The 19,440-nt window shown below is 69.7% G+C and carries 16 protein-coding genes; 10 read left to right on the top strand and 6 right to left on the bottom strand.

Features of this window, described 5'->3' with window-relative positions:
- Positions 1-59: 59 nt before the first annotated feature.
- Positions 60-1,037: a pyridoxal-phosphate dependent enzyme gene (locus BLR21_RS01045; RefSeq protein ID WP_218130701.1), complete on the top strand. Its 978-nt coding sequence runs from the start codon at positions 60-62 to the stop codon at positions 1,035-1,037.
- Positions 1,034-2,155 carry an ArgE/DapE family deacylase gene (locus tag BLR21_RS01040; RefSeq protein WP_090003736.1) on the top strand — a complete coding sequence of 374 codons (1,122 nt, stop codon included), beginning with the start codon at positions 1,034-1,036 and terminating at the stop codon, positions 2,153-2,155. Before BLR21_RS01045 ends, BLR21_RS01040 begins: the two co-directional genes overlap by 4 nt.
- On the opposite strand, the gene BLR21_RS01035 is transcribed toward BLR21_RS01040, so the two are convergent.
- The 4 genes from BLR21_RS01035 to BLR21_RS01020 are packed head-to-tail and all read right to left on the bottom strand — an operon-like array spanning position 2,136 to position 5,774.
- Positions 2,136-3,125 carry an acyltransferase family protein gene (locus BLR21_RS01035; protein ID WP_143027566.1) on the bottom strand — a complete coding sequence of 330 codons (990 nt, stop codon included), beginning with the start codon at positions 3,123-3,125 and terminating at the stop codon, positions 2,136-2,138. The two genes, BLR21_RS01040 and BLR21_RS01035, sit on opposite strands and share 20 nt — an antisense overlap.
- Positions 3,122-4,075, bottom strand: a complete 954-nt coding sequence (locus BLR21_RS01030; RefSeq protein WP_090003735.1) for a D-alanine--D-alanine ligase family protein — start codon at positions 4,073-4,075, stop codon at positions 3,122-3,124. Before BLR21_RS01030 ends, BLR21_RS01035 begins: the two co-directional genes overlap by 4 nt.
- On the bottom strand, positions 4,072-5,172 hold the full coding sequence (gene alr, locus BLR21_RS01025) for an alanine racemase (protein WP_176929395.1): 1,101 nt from the start codon (positions 5,170-5,172) through the stop codon (positions 4,072-4,074). Before alr ends, BLR21_RS01030 begins: the two co-directional genes overlap by 4 nt.
- A complete protein-coding gene (locus tag BLR21_RS01020) occupies positions 5,157-5,774 on the bottom strand; it encodes a M15 family metallopeptidase (RefSeq protein ID WP_090003734.1) in 618 nt (205 codons plus the stop codon). The genes alr and BLR21_RS01020 overlap by 16 nt, the downstream gene beginning before the upstream one ends.
- A gap of 166 nt (positions 5,775-5,940) precedes the next feature.
- On the opposite strand from BLR21_RS01020, the gene BLR21_RS01015 reads away from it, so the two are divergent.
- Positions 5,941-6,792 carry an NAD(+)/NADH kinase gene (locus tag BLR21_RS01015; protein WP_090003733.1) on the top strand — a complete coding sequence of 284 codons (852 nt, stop codon included), beginning with the start codon at positions 5,941-5,943 and terminating at the stop codon, positions 6,790-6,792.
- A gap of 75 nt (positions 6,793-6,867) precedes the next feature.
- Positions 6,868-7,815: an alpha/beta fold hydrolase gene (locus tag BLR21_RS01010; RefSeq protein ID WP_090003732.1), complete on the top strand. Its 948-nt coding sequence runs from the start codon at positions 6,868-6,870 to the stop codon at positions 7,813-7,815.
- Positions 7,816-7,975: 160 nt separating this feature from the next.
- Here the strand turns inward: BLR21_RS01010 and BLR21_RS01005 are convergent, their stop codons facing one another.
- The gene (locus BLR21_RS01005) at positions 7,976-8,968 is read right to left on the bottom strand and encodes a helix-turn-helix domain-containing protein (RefSeq protein ID WP_090003731.1); all 993 of its coding nucleotides are present in this window, start codon (positions 8,966-8,968) and stop codon (positions 7,976-7,978) included.
- A gap of 98 nt (positions 8,969-9,066) precedes the next feature.
- Between BLR21_RS01005 and BLR21_RS01000 the strand changes: the two genes are divergently transcribed.
- Positions 9,067-10,029 (top strand): alpha/beta hydrolase, encoded by a 963-nt coding sequence (locus BLR21_RS01000; RefSeq protein ID WP_090003730.1) that lies wholly within the window; start codon positions 9,067-9,069, stop codon positions 10,027-10,029.
- On the opposite strand, the gene BLR21_RS00995 is transcribed toward BLR21_RS01000, so the two are convergent.
- Complete coding sequence (locus BLR21_RS00995; protein WP_090003729.1) at positions 10,013-12,064, bottom strand: cellulase family glycosylhydrolase; 2,052 nt, start codon at positions 12,062-12,064, stop codon at positions 10,013-10,015. The two genes, BLR21_RS01000 and BLR21_RS00995, sit on opposite strands and share 17 nt — an antisense overlap.
- 209 nt (positions 12,065-12,273) lie before the next feature.
- On the opposite strand from BLR21_RS00995, the gene BLR21_RS00990 reads away from it, so the two are divergent.
- The 5 genes from BLR21_RS00990 to BLR21_RS00970 all read left to right on the top strand — a co-directional run bounded on the left by BLR21_RS00990 (position 12,274) and on the right by BLR21_RS00970 (position 19,439).
- Complete coding sequence (locus tag BLR21_RS00990) at positions 12,274-14,904, top strand: glycoside hydrolase family 9 protein (RefSeq protein WP_256334361.1); 2,631 nt, start codon at positions 12,274-12,276, stop codon at positions 14,902-14,904.
- Positions 14,905-15,032: 128 nt separating this feature from the next.
- The gene (locus BLR21_RS00985) at positions 15,033-16,064 is read left to right on the top strand and encodes a LacI family DNA-binding transcriptional regulator (protein ID WP_090003727.1); all 1,032 of its coding nucleotides are present in this window, start codon (positions 15,033-15,035) and stop codon (positions 16,062-16,064) included.
- A gap of 323 nt (positions 16,065-16,387) precedes the next feature.
- Positions 16,388-17,668, top strand: a complete 1,281-nt coding sequence (locus tag BLR21_RS00980) for an ABC transporter substrate-binding protein (protein WP_090003726.1) — start codon at positions 16,388-16,390, stop codon at positions 17,666-17,668.
- Positions 17,668-18,627, top strand: a complete 960-nt coding sequence (locus BLR21_RS00975; protein WP_256334360.1) for a carbohydrate ABC transporter permease — start codon at positions 17,668-17,670, stop codon at positions 18,625-18,627. Before BLR21_RS00980 ends, BLR21_RS00975 begins: the two co-directional genes overlap by 1 nt.
- Positions 18,627-19,439, top strand: coding sequence for a carbohydrate ABC transporter permease (locus BLR21_RS00970; protein WP_256334359.1), 813 nt, complete (start codon positions 18,627-18,629; stop codon positions 19,437-19,439). Before BLR21_RS00975 ends, BLR21_RS00970 begins: the two co-directional genes overlap by 1 nt.
- Position 19,440 lies beyond the last annotated feature (1 nt).

Raw genomic sequence — 19,440 nt, 5'->3', positions numbered from 1 at the left:
CGGTACAGATCGAAAACATCTGCTGGACCGATGATCCGGACCACCCGCACGCTGTCCGCATGAAGTTCTCGCGGCCAGAGGCCCGCAGCTGGCGATGCCCGCCCGCGCCCACCGGGGCGCGGGACTTCCACGCCGGCCTGCCCGGCTACGCGCCCACTCCGCTGACCGAACTGCCGGCCCTCGCCGCGGAACTCGGGATCGGCCATCTGTTCGTCAAGGACGAATCCTCCCGGCTCGGCCTGCCCGCTTTCAAGGCTCTCGGCGCGTCCTGGGCCGTTCACCGCGTTCTCGAGCGGCATCCGGGCCAGGTCACGCTCACCACCGCGACCGACGGCAACCACGGCAGGGCGGTCGCTCGGATGGCCCGGCTGCGTGGCCGGCTCGCCCACGTCTTCGTGCCGCACACCGTGCCCGAACCGGCGATCGAGGCCATCCGGGCCGAGAACGCCCAGGTCACGGTGGTCGAAGGCACGTACGACGACGCGGTCGCCGCAGCCGCCGAAGCGGACGGGATCCTCGTGCAGGACATGGGCCGGCCCGGCTACGAGGAGGTCCCCGGCTGGATCGTCGAGGGGTACGGCACGCTCTGCCACGAGGTCGACGAGCAGCTCGACCGGGAACCCGACCTGGTCGTGGTCCCGGTCGGCGTCGGCTCGTTCGCGCAGGCCGTGATCACCCACTACCGCGGCCGCGAGTCGCGCACGAGGCTCCTCGCCGTCGAACCGGACAGCGCCGCCTGCGTCCTCGAAAGCCTGAAAGCGGGCGAGCTGAGGACCGTGCCCACCGGCGACACGATCATGGCCGGACTGAACTGCGGCACACCGTCCACCACCTCCTGGCCGTATCTGTACAACGGTCTGGACGCTGCCGTGACCATCTCCGAAGCCGAATGCGCCAAAGCGATGCAGGACCTCCACGCGCAGAACGTCCACTCCGGACCGTGCGGCGCCGCTCCTCTCGCCGGACTGCGCGCCATGCGTGACGAGTTCGGCCACCTCGACACCGTCGTACTCATCAGCACCGAAGGACGCCCGTGAACCCACGTGACCTGCTGGCCCGACTGGTCTCCATCGACTCGGTCAACCCCGACCTCGTCCCCGGCGGCAACGGCGAGCACGAGATCGCCGGCTTCATCGCCACCTGGTTCCGCGCCCACGACTTCGAGGTCCACCGCCTGGAGCGACGGCCGGGCAGGCCGTCGCTCGTGGCCGTCAGGAAGGGCACCGGCGGCGGGAAGTCGTTGATGCTCAACGGCCACGTTGACACGGTCGGCCTCGCGGGCTACGACGGCGACCCCCTCACACCGGAAACCAAGGACGGCAGGATGTTCGGCCGCGGCACGTTCGACATGAAGGGCGGCATCGCGGCCATGATGGTCGCCGCGGCCAGAGCCACCGAACGCCCGATGCGCGGCGACGTCATCGTCGCCTGCGTGGCCGACGAGGAACACGGCAGCTTCGGCACGGAAGAGGTGCTCGAACACTTCACCGCCGACGCCGCCATCGTCACCGAACCCAGCCACCTCGAAGTCACCCTGGCGCACAAGGGTTTCGTCTGGTTCGACGTCGAGGTCGAAGGCAGGGCCGCCCACGGCTCGCGCCCGGAACTCGGCATCGACGCCATCACCAAGGCAGGCCACTTCCTCGTGGCGCTGGAACGACTGGGCCAGGACCTCCGCGAAGGCCCGGGACACCCCCTGCTCGGCACCGGCACGGTCCACGCGTCGTTGATCAGCGGCGGCGAGGAGGCCTCGACCTACCCGTCGGCCTGCCGGATCACCCTCGAACGCCGCACGGTCCCGGGAGAATCCCCGCAGCAGACCGAGGACGAACTGCGCACGATCCTCGACCACCTCACCGCGACGGTCCCGGACTTCAAGGCCAAGCTCACGCGAGGCCTCGCCAGGGAACCCTTCGAAGCCGATCGCGACGCGGAGATCGTCCGCACGCTCATCGCGAACCTCGGCGAGCCGCCGATCATCCGCGCGGAGCCGTTCTGGACCGACTGCGCCCTGCTGGACCGCGCCGGCATCCCCTGCCTGCTGTTCGGCGTCGACGGCGCGGGTGCGCACGCGGCCACCGAGTACGTCGACCTGGCCTCCCTCGACCGGCTGACCGAGGTCCTGACCGGCACGATCACCGACTTCTGCCGCTGAGTGAACGCTCACCTCGCCGCATGACCGGTTCCTCGACGTAACGCCAACTGAGCGCCGCCGCCACGATCGTGAGCACCGCCGCGACCGGCCCGGCGGCGGCGCCCAGTTCCGGGCGCAGCCACAGCGTGAGCGGGTAGTTCCACAGGTAGGCGCCGTAGGACAGGACGCCCAGCGCCACCAGCGGCCGGATCGGCGTCGCCACCCGCTCCCACTTCGACCAGACCAGCAACAGCACCGCCGTGCAGGCCGCGATCGCCGGGCCCGCCACGAGGTAGGTCAGCGCGTGGCCCCGGAGAGGCGCCACCGAGAGCACCGCCAGCCCGGTCAGGGCGACGGGCACGGCCCAGCGCGGCGCGGTGGTCAGCCTGAGCCTGGTCGCGGCGCCGATCACGAAGCACACGAACCACGACGTCGGCAGCGCGTAGGCGTTGTCGGCGTTCGGCCACAGCCAGACGAGCGTCGCCGTGCAGGCCGCGAGCGCGCCCAGCGCCGTGACGACGAGAACCGCGCCGGTCCGGTTGCGCACCCAGGCGAACGCCAGCAACGCGGGCCACAGCAGGTAGAACTGCTCCTCGGTCGCGAGCGTCCAGCCGTGGAACGCCGCCGGGCTCACGCCGCTGATCGGCAGGTTGCCGGTGAACGTGACCAGCACGATCACGGTCCTGAGCAGCTTGTCCCGCTCCCCCAGCGGGTCGAACACGAGCGTCACGACGGCGAAGATCAATGTGAGCGCTATCAACGCGGGCAGCAGCCTGCGCGCCCGGCGCAGGTAGAACCGCTTGAAGTCGACGCGCCCGGTGTTCGTGAGCTCCCTCTGCAGGACACCGGTGATCAGGTAGCCGCTCAGCGTGAAGAACACGACCACGCCGACGACGCCCGCACCGGGGAACACCTCAGGGAACGCATGGCGCAGCATCACGAGGAGAATCGCGATGCCGCGCAACACGTCCAGTCCGGCGATACGCCTCACCGCATCGCTCCGCGGACGAGCTTGTCCAGCAGGTCCGGATAGGACACTCCGGCGGCCGCGAACATCTTGGGCACCTGCGACTCCGCCGTCATGCCCGGCATGGTGTTGACCTCGTTGAGCACGAACCCGTCCCCGGTGAGGAAGAAGTCGACCCGTGCGAGCCCACGGCAGCCGAGCGCCTCGTAGACCTTGAGCGCCGCGTCTTCCAGTGCCTTGTGCTCGGTGTCCGCCAGCGGTGCCGGGATCACGAACCGGGCGCTGCCGTCGTACTTCACGGTCGTGTCGAAGAGGCCCGGAACCCTGATCTCCAGCGGCGGCCCGGTCCGGCGGCCCTCCTCCGGGTCGTCGAGGACCGCGATGTCGATCTCCCGGCCGTCCAGGACCTCCTCGACCAGCACGCGGTCGTCCAGTTCCAGCGCCTGGAGCACGGCGGGTTCGAGGTCTTCCTCGCGCTCGACGAGCCTCACCCCGAAACTCGACCCCGCCGCCACCGGCTTCACCACGACCGGACCGGTGAAGTCCACAGTGGACGCATTGGTGACCAGAACACCTTTCGCCGTGCGGACCCCGACCGCCTCGGCGACGAGCTTGGTGGCCCACTTGTCCATCGCGAGCGCGCCGGCCCGCAGCGGCGAGCCCACGTACGGCACACCGGCCAGTTCACAGAGGCCCGCCAGGGTGCCGTCCTCCCCCAGCGGCCCGTGGACCAGCGGCAACACCACGTCACAGCTGGCCAGCACGTCGAGCGCGGCGGCGAGGCTGCCGGACGTCAGCGTGTCGAGCACCTGGCCGTCCTGCCCGTGCCACCGGCCGTCGCGGCCGATCGTGAGCGCCACGGCCTCGTACTTCGCCGGGTCGAGCGCCTCACGGACCGACCTCGCCGACGCCACCGAGACGTCGTGCTCGCAGTTCTGCCCGCCGCCGATCACGGCTACGCGGATCCCCCTCATCGAACGTTCCTCCGCACCCTCGCCCCAATGCCCGTCACGATCTCGTGCGGGATCGTCCCCGCCCACCGAGCCCAGTCCGCCACCGCCGGCTCGCCGTCCCCCGGCCCGAACACCACCGCCTCGTCACCCGGCACCACCTCGTCGTCCCCGACGTCGACCACGACCTGGTCCATCGAGATCACCCCGGCGACCGGGCGGCGACGTCCGGCCAGCCACACCTCGGCCCGAGCCGACGCGCTGCGCGGCAGGCCGTCCGCATACCCGACCGGCAGCAACGCCAGCGTCGTCGCCCGGTCGGTGACGTGCGCGTGCCCGTACCCGACCCCGGTCCCCGCGGCGACCCGCCGCACCTGGACCACCGGCGCGGTGAACCGCAGGGCGGAGCGCAGCCGGGTGGTCCCGGACGGGTCGATCCCCACCAGCCCGGCCCCGATCCGGACGACGTCGAGGTGGGTGCCGGGGTCGGTCAGCGCGGCGCTCGTGGCCGCCAGGTGCCGTACCGACGGCCGCAGCCCAGCCTGGCGCGCCATCTCGACCCCCCGCAGCAGCGCCCGCTTGCCGTACTCATTCGCTCCAGGCGTGTCGGCACAAGGCAGATGTCCCATCACTCCGACGACCGAGACCCTCCCGGCCAGTTCCGCACGACGTGCCGCCGACATCAGCGACAGCCAGGACTCCGGCGCGGCCCCGTCCCGCGCCATCCCAGTGTCCAGCTGGAGGTGCACCCGCACCCCGCCCTCGATCGCGGCGAGGTGCTCCAGGCTCGGCACGCTCAGGTCGATCCCGCACCGGACGGCCGTGCGCACGTCCACGTCGACCGGGTTGAGCCAGCTGAGCACCGGAACGTCCACACCGGACTCCCGCACCCGCACGCCCTCCGCCAGCGAGGTGACCCCGATCCAGGTGGCCCCCGCCGCCACCGCGGTGCGGGCGACGTCGCCGAGGCCGTGCCCGAACCCGTCGGCCTTCACCACCGCCATGACAGCGCCACGGGCCCACGAGACGAACCGTCTCGTGTTGTCCGCCACCGCCGTGAGGTCGACCTGCAACGTCGGCTCCGAGGCCCCCTGGCGCAGGCTCGTCACGCGCGCGCCCACGCAGGCACCTCCACCGGTCCGTAGACGGCCTGGCCGGCGCCGGTCAGCAAGGCCCAGTAGCGGTCGCCGTAGGACCAGTGCCACCACTCGGTCGGGTAGTTGACCAGACCGGCGCCACCCAGCGCGTCGGCCAGCACCGTTCGGTTGCGGCGAGCCTCTTCGTCGACCGGCGCGCCGAAGAAGCACGCGCCGTCGCTCTCCTCGGGCGTGGCGTCGACCTCGGTGCCCATCCACAGCTCCGCACCCGACGTCGTGACCAGCGTCAGGTCCACGGCCGCGCCCGCGACGTGCGGCGCGACGGCCAGTGGTGCCACGAACCGGCTGGACAACCGGTCCAGTTCGACCGCGTCCGCGGTGGGGTGGAGCTCACGCAACTCGGCCGTGTACCGCTCGATGATCGCGCTCTGGTCGGCGATGGTGCGGTGCCCCTCGATCACCCGCAGGTCCACACCGGACGGAAGCAGCGCGCGAGCCACGTCGAGGCGCCGCGCGAGCCCTTCGCGCACCAGCACGCCTGGCGCGTGGTCCAGTGGCACCAAAGGATCCCCGTTGTCGAGCACGCGGATGGCGCGCACGATCGGATCGGCTAGCAGGATGGTCATGCAGCCAACCTAGGAACGCGCGTCCACCTAGGACTCCTCCTCCAGGCCACGCCCGCCCGCCGAACGAACGATTCAGAGGCGTAAACATCAGCCGTTCGGACGAGGGGCGCACGGCGCGCGGGAATTCGGCAGACTGGTGCCGTGACCCGACAGAGGACGATCTGACGTGCACGCCGCCGGTCTGGTGCTGCACCCTCGACGAGACTCCGCCGCCGCCGTCGAGGCCATCCTCGGCTGGGCGACCAAGCGCGGTGTCGAGATCCTCGGCATCTCCGACGAGATCCAGCGCCTGCGCTGCGCGGCGACCCCGGTCTCGGCCGAGGAACTGGGTCACCGCGCCGACCTGCTGGTGAGCCTCGGCGGCGACGGCACGATGCTGCGCGCCATGCGCATGGCCGACGGCGAAAAGGCTCCTGTCCTCGGAGTCAACCTGGGCAAACTCGGCTTCCTGGCCGAGGTCGACGTCCCGGACCTGCCCGCCGCCCTGAGCGCCATCGACGCCCACGAGTTCACCGTCGAACCCCGCCTCGCCGTCGACGCGCGCTTCAACGACCAGAAGGTCACCGCGTTCAACGACGTCGCCGTGGTCCGCATCCCCGGCGAGGGCAACGCCCGCGTCGCCGTCCGGGTGGCCGGCCAGCCGTTCGTCAGCTACGCCGCCGACGCCGTCATCGTCGCCACCCCGACCGGTTCCACCGCCTACAGCTTCTCCGCGGGCGGCCCGATCACCAGCCCGTCCGTCGAGGCGTTGCTCGTCACCCCGGCCGCCCCGCACTCCGCCTACAGCCGGGGCGTGGTGCTGTCGGTCAACGACGAGGTCGACCTCGACCTGCTGCCGTCCAGCGGCCGCCTGGCCGTGGAGGTGGACGGCATGGTCGCGGGCTACGTCGAGCCGGGTCAGCGGGTGTCGTTGCGCGGCCGTGCCGGTGCCGCCTGGGTGGTGCGGCTCGGGATGACGACGTTCTACCAGCGGGCCCGGCGCAAGCTGCGGCTCACCGACTCCGCCGAACTGGGCTGACACCCCGACCTCCACCCGTGCTCGAGCGCCGCTTGTTCGGATGTCCGCGCCGAGCAACGGATGGGGGCAAGGGACATGGAACTGAACAGGCGCAGGGTGTTCGCGCTGGGTGCGGGCGCCGCGCTCGCCGCAGGCGCGGGGACCGCCGGTGCCGACGCCGGAAGGACGGCACCCGAGCCGAACCTCCCCGGCTTCAAACACAACTACGCGCAGGTCAACGGGGTACGCCTGCACTACGTCACCGGCGGGCGGGGCGAGCCGCTGCTCCTGCTGCCGGGGTGGCCGCAGACCTGGTGGCTGTACCACAAGGTCATGCCAGCGCTCGCGACGAAGTTCCGCGTCATCGCGGTGGACATGCGCGGCCAGGGCGGTTCAGAAAAGCCGCAGGGCGGGTTCGACAAGAAGACGATGGCGACCGACATCCACGAGCTGGTCAGGAAGCTCGGGTACGACCAGGTCAACGTCGTCGGGCACGACCTGGGCAGCATGGTCGCGTTCTCCTTCGCGGCCAACTTCCCCGCCGCGACGAAGAAGGTCGCGTTCATGGACGTGCTGCACCCCGACGAGAGCTTCTACCAGATCCCGCTGCTGCCCCCGCCGGGCGGATTCAGCCTGTGGTGGTTCGCGTTCAACCAGGTCATGGGCCTGCCCGAGCAGCTGCTGGCCGGCCGGTTCCGGTATCTGCTCGACTGGCTGTTCGCGAACACCGCGTTCACGCCGTCCGCCATCGACGAGCGGTCGCGGCGGATCTACGCGCAGAACTACAACTCGCCGGAGGCCATCCGCGCGAGCAACGGCTGGTACCAGGCGTTCCACCAGGACATCGCGGACGGCAGGACCTACGCCAAGCTGACCCCGCCGGTGCTCGGCCTGGCCTCGATCTCGTCCTACGACCAGTTCCTGGGCGCGTTGCCGAACGTCGCGAACCAGTTCGAGGTCGTGCGCGTCGACGGGTCCGGCCACTGGCTCGCCGAGGAGCAGCCGGACACCGTCGCCCGCGAGATCACGCGGTTCTTCAGCTGACCGGACGTGCCGAGGGGATGAACGCCGCGACCACGATTCCCAGCAGCGCGGTCGCGGCGCCCGCCCACCTGCGTGAGCACCGCCACCGCGCTCGACACCGACGTGCGGGCCGAACGCCACGACATCCGGGCTGTGGCGCGCCCCTGTCAGCGAACAGGCACTAGTCGGCGGCGTTCTCCCGCAGCCGCCGCAGCATCAACGCCAGGTGCAGCCGGAACCGGCCGCCCGCCGAGTCGAGCTCGAACCCGAGCACCGACTCGGCGCGGGCGAGCCGTGCGGGCATCGTGCTGTGGTGCCGGTGCAACGCCGCCGCGGCCTTGCGCACCGAACCCGTGGCGCACAACGCGTCCAGCATCGTGATCATGCCCGGCTCCGCGGCCAGCCGGTCGAGCGCGCGCACGTCGGGTAGCGCCCCGATGTCCGCGAGGCCGACCTGCTCGGCCAGAAGCGCAAGGCCGCCAAGCCTTTCCCACCACACCACCGGCTCACCGTCCGATGTGTACCGCAACGCCGTCCGCGCGGCCTGCCAGGACCTGGCCGCGTCGATCGCGGGCAGCGCCGGGCCGACACCGAGCCGTCCGGCCGTCTCCAGGACCTCGGTGGTCAGCACCGCACGCACCGTGCCCAGCAGCACCGACCGGCCGGGAACCTCCGTGGTGGCCGCCAGCACGCGCAACGGCGCTGTGGCGGCGATGCCGAGCAGGTGCAGCGCGCGGGAACGTTCCGCCGTACCGGCGCCGTCGGACAGGACGAGCTCGATCAGCGCCGGATCGCCCAGTTCCGGCAGGGGCACGCTGGAGTGCTCGAGCAGCACGGCGGCGGCGATCGCGAACCGTTCCAGCAGCATGTCGTCCAGCGGCGCGGGCGCGCCCTGCCGGGCGATCCAGACCTCCACGCCGCCTTCGAGCGCGCGAACTGAGGCCTTCGCGGGCAGCGGGCCTGCCGTGACGGCACCTCCGGCATCGGCGCACAGCAGGAGGCCCTGGCCGGGGGCGTGCAGGCCGACCGGGCACCCGGCGAGTTCGGAGGTGCTGCGCACCAACGCGTCCAGGCCCGCGCGCCCGGTGATCAGGCGATCGAAGAACCCGATCACCTTCACCGCGCTCTCGGCGTCGGCGTCCAGCCCGGACAACCTCAGCAGCAGGCCCTTCATCCCGCCACCATAGCCCCGACAGGTGGCTGGCCGAGTGGCCGAATCGCCCGCCACGTGTCGGCTGCCCGCACCGCCGTTCCGAGCCGAGGATTGATCCCATGAGCTACGACCTGGATCCCGAACTGCTGCCCTGGCTCGACATGCTGCCGCAGGTGACCCTGACCGACCACGCGGCACTGGTCGCCGCCCGCACCCAGCAGTCGGAGCTGGCGAACCTCGTCCCGGCGTACGAGCCGGCCAACCCGATCGACGTCCGCGACGAGACGGTTCCCGGTCCCTCCGGCGCCCCGGACGTGCGGGTGCGCGTCTACGGCAGGGCCGGCCGCGAGAACCCCGTGCCCGGCCTGGTCTACATCCACGGTGGCGGGTTCATCGTCGGCAGCGTCGAGATGTTCGAGGCGCACGTGCTGAAGCTCGTGGACCAGCTGGACATCGTGGTCGTGTCCGTCGACTACCGGCTTGCTCCCGAGCACCCGTTCCCGGCGCCGGTCGAGGACTGCTACGCGGCACTGCAGTGGACGGCGGCCAAGGCCGACGAGCTCGGCATCGATCCCGCGCGGCTCGGCATCGGCGGCGAGAGCGCGGGTGGCGGGCTCACCGCGGGAACCGTCCTGCTCGCGCGCGATCGCGGCGGACCCGAGCTCGCCTTCCAGCTCCTCGGCATCCCCGAGCTCGACGACCGGCTCGACACCGAGTCGATGCGGGACTACGTCGACACCCCGCTGTGGAACCGCCCCAACGCGATCTACAGCTGGACCGCCTACCTGGGCACCGAACCGGGCGGCGACGACGTCTCGCCGTACGCCGCCCCGGCCCGTGCCACCGACCTGTCCGGGCTCCCGCCCACGTTCGTCACGACCTGTCAGTACGACCCGCTGCGCGACGAGGGCGTGGAGTACGCGCGACGGCTCGCGCACGCGGGTGTACCGACCGAGCTGCGCCTGTACCCCGCAACGTTCCACGGTTCCTCGCTCGTCGAGAGCGCGGAGATCTCACGCCGGATGTTCGCCGACGAGGTGGACGCGTTGCGCCGCGGTTTGAAGGTCACAGACTCCCGGTGACCGAGCTGCCCGACTTCGTGACGTAGTAGGTGACGGTGGCGCCACTCCAGTAGTGGAACGTCAGCGTCACCCGCGCGTTGTCGTTGACCTCGGCGAAGAACTCCGGGGTCAGCGTCGTCACGCCGGTGGTGTAGTTCGGCGCGAACGTCCGGTCGAACTCCTTGAAGGACGTCCAGTTGTGCGGTCCGGCGTTCGACCCGTCGGCGTACTTCGCCTCCATCGTGGCGAGCAGGTCACCGCGGAAGGTCGTCGGGATCGCGAACGAACCGGTGGTGCCGGTCGCGGCGGACAGCACGGGCGTGTCGTGGGTGATCAGGTTGACCCGCCACGGCACGCCCGCCGAGAAGTGGGCCGTGAGCACGGCGTTCGTGCCGTACCCGCGTGATCCGCTCAGCCTGGTCATCGCCGCGGCGGTCAGGGTGAGCTGGTCGCCCGAGGTCGTGTAGTCGGTGCCCCGCACCAGTTCCGCCGTGCCCTGACGCAGGCCGGTGAACGTGGTTCCGTTGGTGTTCAACGTGATCGTCTTGGCGGTGACGGCGCTCGACCGGGCACTGAACACCTGGTCGGACGACGCCGTGCCGGAGCGGGTGGTCCAGCTCGACCTGATCTGCGCGGCCAGTTCGGGGTCGCTCCACTGGAAGGACGTGCGGCCGAGATGCTGGCCGTTGTCCCACAGCATCGTGGTGATCTTCTTGGTGCGCGCGTAGTAACCGAAGTGCTCGAAGAACTTCAGCTTCTCGCCCTGTTCGATCGTGCCGGTGTGGCGGTCGAAGCCGAGCAGTCCGTACTCGCCGAGGATCACCGGCACGCCGCGCGCGACGAAGGTGTTGTACACCCGGTCGAACGAGTCGGTCAGGTCCTTCTGCGCGGTCGCGTCGTACCGCGTCCCACCGGCCACGTTCACGCTGAACGGCCAGTAGCCGTAGTAGTGCACGGTCGCGACCAGGTTCGCGTCGCCGAAGCCGCTGATCGACGTCGCCAGCTCGTCGAGGCGGGCCTGGTCGGACGAGGTGTGCAGGGTGGGCAGCACCAGGAGGCGGTTCGCGTTGTTGCCGCCGGAGCGCCGCACGATGTCGCGGAAGGACGAGTTCAGCTCGTGCAGCAGCTGTGCGTTCTGGGCGTCACCCGAGCTGCCGGTGAACTGCGGCTCGTTCACGCTCTCGAACACGAGCTTGCCCGGCGAGTCCCGGAAGGCGGTGGCCAGCTGCGTCCAGATCGCGTTGTAGCGGGTGAGCACGCCGGTCCGGTTCGACGGCATGGCCGAGATCCACTGCCACGAGTCGTGGTGAATGTTGATCATCACGTGGAAGCCGTCCGCCAGCGCCCAGCCGACGACCTCCTTGACACGGTTCAGGTACGCCGCCTCGATCACGTGGTCCTGGCTTTGGTGCTGGCCCCACGTGACGGGGATGCGGATGCTCTTGAAGCCCTGCGCCTTCACGTTGTCCAGCAGGGCTTCCGTGACACGCGGGTTGCCCCAGGACGTCTCGTCGCTCCCGGTGGAGTCCAGCGTGTTGCCGAGGTTCCACCCCGGCTGCATCGCCGCCACCTGCGCCATCGCGTCGCCCGGCACCGGGTTCCCGGTGGTGGTCGTCGTCGTGGTCGTCGTGGTCGGGGGTGTGCCTGGTTCGCCGGTGCACGTGACCCCGTTGAGGGCGAACGACTGCGGTGCCGTGTTGGTGCCGGACCAGCTGCCGTTGAAGCCGAAGGACACCGAGGCGTTCGGCTCGATCACCGCGTTGTAGCCGGCGTTGACGGCGGTGGTGTCGGCGCCGGACGACGTGACGGTGGCGTTCCAGGCCTGGGTCACCCGCTGGCCGGACGGCCACGTCCAGGTCAGGCGCCAGCCGTCGACGCGCTCGCCGAGGTTCGTGACGGACACGTTCGCGGTGAATCCGCCGTTCCACTGACTCGGCACCGCGTAGTCGACCTTGCAGCCCGGCGCCGCCGCGGCAGGAGCCGCGACCGCCAGACCGATGCTCGCGGCCACCGAGACGAAAGCCGCCGTGAGCGCGAAGCCGCGCCTTCCGGTCATGACACACCTCCCGAATCTGGGAGCGTTCCCAGGTGGCCGGACTGTAGCCAGCCGCGATCGAGGCGGACAGACGGTCCGTCGAATCGACGTCGAACGCGGAAACGCCTCTGTCGCAGCGCTTTCGTGACCGTTACAGTCCCGATCTGGGAGCGCTCCCAGATTCGTCCGAACTCCTGTCCTCGGAGGCTGACGTGCACGGACGCAGAGCTGTGACAGCCGTCCTCGCCGCGGTGCTCGCGGTGGTGGCCGGTCCGCTGGTGTCACCATCGACGGCCGCACCGGCGTTCAACTACGGGGAGGCGCTGCAGAAGTCGGTCTGGTTCTACGACGCCCAGCGTTCGGGGAAACTGCCCGCCGGCAACCGGGTGAGCTGGCGCGGGGACTCGGCCCTGCGCGACGGCTCCGACGTCGGCCTCGACCTGTCCGGCGGCTTCTACGACGCCGGCGACCACGTGAAGTTCGGGCTGCCCTTCGCGTTCAGCGTGTCGATGCTGGCCTGGGGTGCCGTCGAGAACCGGGCCGCCTACGTGAGCTCCGGCCAGCTCCCGCACCTCATGGCGAACCTGCGGCACGGCACCGACTGGATCATCAAGGCGCACCCGTCCCCGAACGTCGTCTACGGACAGGTCGGCGCGGGCAACCCCGACCACGCGTGGTGGGGGTCGGCGGAGGTCATGCCGATGGCCCGACCGTCGTACAAAGTGGACAGTTCGTGCCCCGGCTCCGACCTCGCCGGCGAGTACGCGGCGGCGATGGCGTCGGCCTCGATGGTCTTCAAGGACACCGACCCTGCCTACTCGGCCACTCTCCTCACGCACGCCAAGCAGCTCTACACGTTCGCGGACACCTATCGCGGCAAGTACAGCTCGTGCATCACGGACGCCGCGAGCTTCTACAACTCCTGGAGCGGCTACCAGGACGAGCTCGCCTGGGGCGCGATCTGGTTGCACCGCGCCACCGGTGACGCGAGCTACCTGACGAAGGCGAAGGCGGAGTACCAGAAGCTCGGCACCGAGCCGCAGAGCGCGGAACGTTCCTACAAGTGGACCATCGCCTGGGACGACAAGTCCTACGGCGCCTACGTCCTGATGGCGAAGCTGACCGGTGAGCAGACCTACGTCACCGATGCCAACCGCTGGCTGGACTTCTGGACCACCGGGTACAACGGCAACCGGGTGCGCTACTCCCCCGGTGGTCAGGCGGTGCTCGACAGCTGGGGTTCGCTGCGTTACGCCGCCAACACCGCGTTCGCCGCGCTGACCTACTCGGACTGGCTGTCCACACGAGACAGTACGCGCGCCAGGACCTACCACGACTTCGGCGTGCGGCAGATCAACTACGCCCTGGGCGACAACCCGCGCAACGCGAGCTACGTCGTCGGGTTCGGCACCAACCCGCCACGCAACCCGCACCACCGGGGCGCGCACGGTTCGTGGGCCGACAGCATCCAGGAGCCCGCTGTCAGCCGGCACGTGCTCTACGGCGCGCTGGTCGGCGGTCCCAGCACCAACAACGACGCCTACACCGACAGCCGCAGCGACTATGTGATGAACGAGGTCGCGCTCGACTACAACGCGGGCTTCACCGGCGCGCTCGCCCGCCTGTACGGGGAGTTCGGCGGCACTCCGCTCGCCTCCTTCCCGGTCGCGGAGACCCCGGACGGTCCCGAGCTGACCGTGCAGGCGTCGGTGAACCAGAGCGCCGCCCAGTTCACCGAGATCAAGGCGTTCGTGCTCAACAAGAGCGCGTGGCCGGCGCGGACGTTCAACGGCACACTGCGCTACTACTTCACACTCGACGGCGCCACCACACCCGGCCAGATCACGGTCACCACGAACTACAACCAGTGCGGCACACCGAGTTCACCGGTGCAGCACAGCGGCGCGGTGTACTACGTGGAGATCCCGTGCACCGGCGTGGCTCCGGCCGGGCAGTCCGCGTTCCGCAAGGAGGTCCAGTTCCGCATCACCAGCGCGGGCACGTGGGACCCGGCCGACGACTGGTCGCACACCGGCCTCGGCAGCGGTAACACCGTCGTCCAGACCGACCGGATCACGCTGCGCCAGGACGGAAAGACGTTGTGGGGCACCGAGCCCGGCGACGCCGTGGAGGACAGCGAACCGCCGTCCGTCCCCAGTGGACTGACCGCTTCCGACGCCGGTCCGACAAGCGTGACGCTGAACTGGACCGCCTCGGCCGACAACGTCGGGGTGGCCGGGTACGACGTGCTCAGCGGCACTACCGTCACAGGATCGGCGACCACGACCAGCCTGCGGGTCACAGGCCTCACACCGGACACGCCGTACTCGTTCTCGGTACGCGCCCGTGATGCTGCGGGCAACGTGTCCGGCACCAGCACCCCGGTCACCACGCGCACGCTCCCCGGCGTCGCCGCCACACTCACGGTGCAGCACAAGGGATCCGGCTCGGCCACGTCGAACCAGATCGGCGCCACGCTCCAGCTGACGAACCGCGGCACGGCGCCGGTCAGTCTCACCACCACGACGATCAGGTACTGGTTCACCGGCGAGGCACCGTCGGCGACCTACCAGGTGTGGTGCGACTGGGCGCAGATCGGATGCGCCACCGTCCAGGCGAGAGTGGTCAAGCTTCCCACCGCGCGCGCGGGCGCCGACGCGTACGTCGAGGTCTCCTTCAGCTCCGGAAGCCTCGCCGCGGGAGCGAGTACGGGCGAGATCCAGGTGCGGACAGCGAAGTCCGATTGGTCCTCATTCAACCAGACCGACGACCACAGCTATCGCGTCAGCAACGCTCTCTCCGATTTCGACAGAGTCACCGCCCACACCGGCGGTTCCCTCACGTGGGGTACCGAACCCTGATGAACCTCGGGGCGGGACGTTCTGCGCGGCACAGGCGTCCCGCCCCGTTCCCAATCGCGGTCGCGCTCTCACGAACCGGACACACGAGCGTTTCGTCACATTCGATCTGACGGTCGCGGACTCCTACGATGGGCGACATGACGGAGATCGACCGGCAACGACGGCCCGGACCGCGGATCGAAGAGGTGGCCCGGCTGGCCGGTGTGTCCAAGTCGACGGTCTCCAGAGTGATCAACGGCGAGCAGTACGTGAGCGCCAAGGCGCGCGACGCCGTGCACACGGCGATCACCGATCTCAAGTACAGCCCGAACCAGGCGGCCCGTTCCCTCGCGGGCAACAAGGCGAACGCCATCGCGCTGATCGTCTCCGAGCAGGGCAGCAGAGTGCTCGGCGACCCGTTCTTCGCGGGGGTGCTGCGCGGCGTGCACGCGGAGCTGACCGGACGCCGCATCCAGCTGCTGCTCATGCTGAGCCGGCCGGAGGACCACGACGACCTCCTCGCCTACCTGGCGGGCGGCCACGTCGACGGCGCCCTGCTGGTGAGCCTGCACGGCGACGACCCGCTGCCGCTGCTGCTCCAGGAGTCCGGCCTGCCGGTGGTGGTCGGCGGCCGCCCACTCGCCGCGGGCTCCGTCCCGTTCGTGGACTCGGACAACTTCACCGGCGGCCTCGACGCCGTGCGGCACCTGGTCTCACTGGGACGCACGAGGATCGCGACCGTGGCGGGCCCGCGCGACATGGCGGCGGGCCTGGACCGGCTCAGCGGCTGGCGCCGGGGACTCGGCGAGGCGAGGCTGTCCGCGGACCTCGTGGCGGAGGCCGACTTCACGCCGGAGAGCGGCGCGCTGGCCATGACGGAGCTGCTCGACCGGGCCCCCGGCATCGACGCCGTCTTCGTCGCCGCCGACATCATCGCCCTGGGGGTGTTGCAGGTGCTGCACGCACGCGGCAGGCGCGTTCCGGAGGACGTGGCCGTCGTCGGGTTCGACGACTCCCTGCTCGCGTCGACCGCGACCCCGCCGCTCACCACCGTCCGCCAGGACGTCGAGCAGCTCGGCCGCACGATGACGTGGCGGCTGCTGGGTGAGCTGGCGGGCGACACCGGTCTGCCGCCCTCGCTGCTGCTGCCGACGTCCCTGGTGCGCCGCGCGAGCGCCTGATCCGGCGCCTGCCGGACGTCGTACCGCCGGCCCTGGATGCCGAAGGCAGTCCTGCCGCGTTCTCCGGCCTGCCGCCATTCGCTCGAAAGCGTTGTGTGCCGGGAGAAGCACGCAGTGTTAACCCATCGGACACATCTCCGGGAGCGCTCCCAGGTTTCGAAACTGTGACCTGAGCCCGAACAGCGAGGTCATCCCGCCGACCGGCGCCGAAAGTGCCTGGCACGGCCCGAAGTGTGTCTTGACACACGTTCGAAGCCGGGACGACACTCCTCCCGTCTGGGAGCGCTCCCAGAACCCGCCGCCGAGACCAGAGGAGTTCTCCCGTGCGACACCGTTGGATCAGCGTGCTGATCTGTGCCGCCGTGTCCGCCGCCGCCACCACAGCGTGCGGGACAGGTGGGGCCAGTCAGACCGCGGACGGAAAGACCGAGCTGACGATCGCCACGTTCAACGAGTTCGGCTATGAAGAGCTGTTCGCGGAGTACGAGGCCGCTCACCCCGACGTCAAGATCACGCAGCGCAAGACCGGTCAGGGTCAGCCGCACCACCAGAACCTGTTCACCAAGCTGGGCGCCGGATCCGGCCTCGCGGACATCGAGGGCGTCGAGGAGGGCTACCTCAGCCAGGTGATGTCGAAGGCCTCCCAGTTCAACGATCTCAAGGAGATCGGCCCGAAGATCGAGGACGGGCGCTGGCTGGACTGGAAGACCCAGGCGGTCACCACCAAGGACGGCAAGCTCATCGGTTACGGCACCGACATCGGTCCGCTGGCCATGTGCTACCGCAAGGACCTGTTCGAGCAGGCCGGTCTGCCGTCCGACCCCGAGGGCGTCAAGGCGCTGTTCGCCACGTGGGACAGCTACTTCGCCGCCGGTGACCAGTTCGTCGCCAAGGTTCCGGGCGTCGCCTGGTTCGACAGCGCCGCGCAGGTCTACAACGCCATGCACAACCAGCTCGAGACGGGCTACTACGACAAGTCCGACAAGCTGGTCGTCGACACCAACTCCGCCATCAAGGCCAACTGGACCACGGTGACGTCGGCCGTCGCCAAGGGACAGTCGGCCCGGCTCGGCGCGTTCAGCAACGAGTGGAACACCGGCTTCAAGCTCGGCAAGTTCGCCACCAAGACCTGCCCGTCGTGGATGCTCGGTGTGGTCGAAACGCAGGCGGGGCCCGAGAACAAGGACAAGTGGGCGGTCACCGACGCGTTCCCGAACGGTGGCGGCAACTGGGGTGGCTCGTACCTGAGCGTGCCGAAGCAGAGCAAGAACGCGAAGAAGGCCGCCGAGCTCGCCGCCTGGCTGACCGCGCCGGAGCAGCAGATCAAGGCGTTCAAGGCCAAGGGCACCTTCCCCAGCCAGGTCAAGGCCCTCGATGCGCCTGAGCTGCTGGAGCAGACCAACGCCTACTTCGGCAACGTCAAGGCCGGCGCGCTGTTCGCCACGCAGGCCAAGAAGATCAAGGCCGCGCAGTACAAGGGTCCGGCCGACGGCCAGATCCAGGAGACGGTGTTCAGCCCGGCACTGCAGTCGGTCGAGCAGGGCAAGAACGCCGACGAAGCCTGGGCGACCGCCGTCGAGGGCGCGAAGAAGGCGGCCAAGTAGTGACGGCCACTCTCTCCAAGGTTGACCGCGGGCGAGCGCAGGACGCTCGCCCGCGGCCTCCGCGGCGGCACCGCATGTCCAATGTGGACGCCAAGATCTCACCGTATCTGTTCGTCGCACCATTCTTCGTGCTCTTCGCGGCGGTCGGGCTGTTCCCGTTGCTCTACACGGCCTACGTCTCCCTGTTCGACTGGGAGGTCGGCGCCGACGAGCCGGGGTTCATCGGCCTGGAGAACTACCGCACCCTGTTCGAGGACGACCAGTTCTGGAACGCGCTGTTCAACACGTTCAGCATCTTCGTGCTCTCCAGCGTTCCGCAGATCGTCATCGCGGTGGTCATCGCGGCCCTGCTGAACGCGAACCTGCGGGCCCGCACGGGCTGGCGGATGGGCGTCCTGCTGCCCTACGTCGCCAGCCTGGTGGCGTTGACGATCATCTTCGGCAACCTGTTCGGCCCGCAGTACGGCCTGGTGAACGACGTGCTCGGCATCATCGGCATCGACCCGATCGACTGGCAGGCCAGCACGTTCGGCAGCCACGTCGCCATCGCGTCGATGGTGAACTGGCGGTGGACCGGCTACAACGCGCTGATCATCCTCGCCGCCATGCAGGCGATTCCGCGTGACGTCTACGAAGCCGCGCTGGTGGACGGTGCGAGCGCGCTGCGGCGGTTCTTCAGCATCACGCTGCCGATGCTCAAGCCGACGCTGATCTTCGTGATCGTCACCTCGACCATCGGCGGCCTGCAGATCTTCACCGAGCCGAAGCTGTTCGAGCCGTCCGGCGGCAGCGGCGGCGGCACGGAGCACCAGTACCAGACAGTCGTGCTCTACCTGTACCAGTCCGCGTTCCAGGGCCTCGATCTCGGTTACGCCTCCGCCATCGCGTGGGTGCTGTTCCTGATCGTGATCGCCGTGGCGGGCCTCAACTTCTTCATCACCAGGAGGGCCGTCCGATGATGAAACGACCTTCCTTCACGATCTACGGAATCCTCGGCGCGTTCGTGCTCGGCTCCGCCTTCCCGTTCTACTGGTCCTTCCTGGTCGCCAGCCGGGACAACTCCGTGCTGACCGGCGACTTCACGCTGATCCCCGGCGGGAACTTCTTCTCCAACGCGGCACGGGTGTTCGACACCGTGCCGTTCTGGAAGGCGCTGGGCAACAGCTTCGTCGTGTCCGGCACCGTGACGTTCTCGGTGGTGCTGCTCTCGACACTGGCCGGGTTCGCGTTCGCCAAGCTGCGCTTCCGCGGCCGGGGCGTGCTGTTCCTGTTCGTGGTGGCAACGTTGGCAGTGCCGACCCAGCTCGGGATCATCCCGCTGTACATGGCGATGGCCGAGTTCGGCTGGGCCGGCCGGCTCGAAGCCGTGATCGTGCCGAACCTCGTCACCGCGTTCGGCGTGTTCTGGATGCGGCAGTACCTGCTCGACGCCATTCCCGACGAACTCGTCGAAGCCGCGCGGATGGACGGCTGCAGCCTGTGGCGCGCGTTCTGGCACGTCGCCCTGCCCGCCGCGAGGCCGGCCGCCGCGATGCTGGGCGTGTTCACGTTCATGCAGTCCTGGAACGACTTCCTGTGGCCGTTGGTCGTGCTCAACGCCGACAACCCGACGCTGCAGATCGCGCTGGAGAAGCTACAAAGCGGTTACTACGTCGACTACTCGCTCGTTCTCGCCGGAACCACGCTCGCGACGGTTCCGGTGCTCATCGTCTTCCTCGTGCTCGGGCGGCAGATCGTCGCCGGTGTGATGCAGGGCGCCGTCAAGGGGTGAA

It is taken from the genome of Lentzea albidocapillata subsp. violacea, from assembly GCF_900100275.1.
In the GTDB taxonomy this organism is placed as follows: domain Bacteria; phylum Actinomycetota; class Actinomycetes; order Mycobacteriales; family Pseudonocardiaceae; genus Lentzea; species Lentzea violacea.
Note: the sequence above shows the minus strand (reverse complement) of the source record. Positions and strands in the feature narration are given on the sequence as shown.